At 62.2% G+C, this 2839-nt stretch carries 3 protein-coding genes; all 3 read right to left on the minus strand.

Going from position 1 to position 2839, the window contains the following annotated elements; translation table 11 throughout:
* The coding region (locus EOA33_RS30860) for a twin-arginine translocation signal domain-containing protein (RefSeq protein WP_190234420.1) at window positions 1-246 on the minus strand (246 nt) is incomplete at its 3' end.
* A complete protein-coding gene (locus EOA33_RS30865) occupies window positions 246-2123 on the minus strand; it encodes an extracellular solute-binding protein (RefSeq protein ID WP_127407365.1) in 1878 nt (625 codons plus the stop codon). The genes EOA33_RS30860 and EOA33_RS30865, both read right to left, overlap by 1 nt.
* Window positions 2124-2279: 156 nt before the next feature.
* Window positions 2280-2839 (minus strand): cytochrome c family protein (locus EOA33_RS30870; RefSeq protein WP_145989372.1); only part of this gene is annotated, 560 nt, incomplete at its 5' end.

The following is a 2839-nucleotide window of genomic DNA, read 5'->3' on the forward strand; positions in this document are numbered from 1 at the left end:
GTTGAAGGTCAGGAAACTCTGATTCAAGGTGGCGTTCGGCGGCGCGAAATTCATCTGGCCGCCCTTGGGCGCATCCGGATTGACGTAGTCGAAATGGGTGAAATCAGGCTTGTATTTGAGGTCGCCGAAGGCCGATAGGCCGTGCAGTTTCACGCCGGTCGCCGTGGTGGCGAAAGCTCGCCCCGGCAACAGGGCTGCGGCCGCGGCGGCACCGCCGAGTGCCAGGAAATCGCGGCGCGAGGCCATCAATTGCTACCCTTGTATTTGGCGGCCAGCGCCTTTTCCTTCTCGGGGTCGATCCACCAGGAACTCTGGTCGGCGCCGCTGTAGGTCGGCTGCTTTTGCGGGATGCCGAACTTGTTCCAGTAGGCGAGCCACAACACGGCGCGGTAGTATTGCGGCACCACATAGAAGTTCCACAGCAGCACCCGGTCGAGCGCGTGGGTGGCAGCGACGAGGTCGTCGCGGTCGGTGGCAAAGATGATGCGGTCGACGAGCGCGTCGACGACCGGATCCTTGATGCCGGCATAGTTGCGCGACCCCGGCTTATCGGCGGCCTTCGAGCTCCAGAAGTCGCGTTGCTCGTTGCCGGGCGATTCCGACTGCCCGAGCTGACCTATGATGACGTCATAATCGAAATTGTTGACGCGGTTGACATATTGGGTCTGGTCGATGATGCGCAGCGTCGCATCCACTCCGATCTTGCGCAGATTGGCGATCCAGGGACTGGCGATCACCTGGTCGGTGTCGTTCCAGCCCAAAATCTCGAACTTGAACGGCGCGCCGGTCTTGGCGTTCACCATCTTGCCGCCCTTGATGACCCAGCCGGCCTTGGCGAACAGCTCGACCGCCTGCTTCAGATATTTCCGCTCGGCCTGAGGGGTATCGTAGACCGGCAGCTTGAATTCCTCGGTGAACAGCTCGGGTGGCAGCTTGTCGCGGTACTTTTCCAGGATTTCCAGCTCTTTGCCCTGCGGCAGGCCGCTGGATGCCAGTTCCGTGCCCTGGAAATAGCTTTGCGTGCGGGTGTTGAAACCATAGAAAAGCGTGCGGTTCATCGTCTCGAAATCGAACGGATAGGTCAGTCCCTCGCGCACCAGGCGATCCCCAAATAGGGGACGCCGCTGGTTCAGCATGAAGGCCTGCATCGGCTCGGGAGAGGTGGTCTTGAATTCCTGTTTGATGACGTCGCCGGTCTGGATCGCTGGGAAATCATAGAACGTCTTCCAGCGCTTCGAGCTGTTTTCCGGCTTGATGTCGTCGAGTCCGCCTTTGGTGAAAGCCTGCCATGCCGCATTGTCATCAAGGATATAGGTGAAGCGCTGCGTGTCGAAATTCTCACGCCCTATCTTCACCGGCAGCTTGGCGGCCCAGTAGTCAGGCACGCGCTGCCAGACGATCTCCGAACCCGGCTTGAAGCTGGCGATCTTGTAGGCAGCGGAGCCGAGCGGCGGTTCCAGCGTCGGTCTGGTGACGTCGCGCTTCTTGCCATTGGCGTCGGTGCCTTCCCACCAGTGCTTCGGCAGCACGGCGAGGTCGCCGATGATCTTCGGCAGCTCGCGATTGCCCTTCTGGTTGAAATGGAACTCGACCTCGCGGTCCGAGATGGCGACGGCGTCGGTAACGTTCTCGAAATAGCGGCTGTATTGCGGGCTGTTGGCCTTCAGCACCTGGAACGACCAGATCACATCGTCGGTGGTGATTGGCTGGCCGTCGTGCCATTTGGCCCTCGGGTCCAGCCGATACGTCGCCGAGGAATAGTCGACCGGATATTTGTAGGCGTCGGCGATCAGCGGATGGCTGGTGCTGCCCTCGTCGGTCGACTGCTCCATCAGCGTGTCGTAGAGCAGCCCTCCGCCGAAGCCGACCAGCCCCGCGGCCGGCGAGCCCTGCACGATGTAGGGGTTGAAGCTGTCGAAGGTGCCGAGAACGACGGAATTGTAGGTGCCGCCCTTCGGCGCGTCCGCATTGACATAGTCGTAGTGCTGGAAGTTGTCGCCGTATTTGGAGTCGCCGATCAGCGAGGAGGTGGTGCGCCATTCATCCGCGAAGCCGGCCTGCAGGCTGCCGGCAAGGGCGGCCGCGACCAGCACGGAGTTGAGAAGCGTTCGGCCAACCGTCATGCGTTCTCCTCTGCGAACAATCCCCACCGGCAATCTAGATCATTTGACGACCGTGGAAACCGCAATGCGCAGGCTTTGTCGCCGCACATGCTGTTTTCCTAACAGAAAAGCCGGGACGAACCCGGCTTTTCTGAGGATGTCTTTATGACAAATTGTTTATTGAGCGGGTGCCGCCGGCTTGGCGGGCGCGGCGCCCTCGGCCGGCGCGGCGCCTTCCGCAGGCTTGGCCTCGGCCGAAGCACCCGGCGCCGGCAGCGGCTTCGGGCTGTCCGACAGCGTACGCAGATAGGCGATCACGTTGGCGCGGTCCTCGTCCTTCGGCAGGCCGGCAAAGCCCATCGCCGTGCCCTTGACGAACTTCTTCGGCGAAGTGATGAAATGGTTGAGGTTGTCGTACGTCCACTTCTCGGCGCCGCCCTTGGAAAAATCCTTCATGCCGGCTGAATAGGCGAAGCCCTCATGCTCGGCGACGGGTCGGTCGATAATGTCCCAGAGATCGGGGCCGACCTTGTTCGGACCACCCTTCTCGCCGGAATGGCAGGCCTGGCATTTCTTGAACACGGCCGCGCCCGCCTCGACATTGGCGGTGGCGAGCAGGTCGGCGATCGGCTTGGCTTCCGCGGCCGGGGCGGCGGCGGCGCCTTCGGCGGGCTCTGCCGCCTCGATGGCGAAGCCGGGCTTCTCGGGCGCGGGCGACGCAAACAGCGCGTCGGAGA

The sequence above is a fragment of the Mesorhizobium sp. M4A.F.Ca.ET.050.02.1.1 genome, assembly GCF_003997725.1.
Lineage (GTDB): Bacteria > Pseudomonadota > Alphaproteobacteria > Rhizobiales > Rhizobiaceae > Mesorhizobium.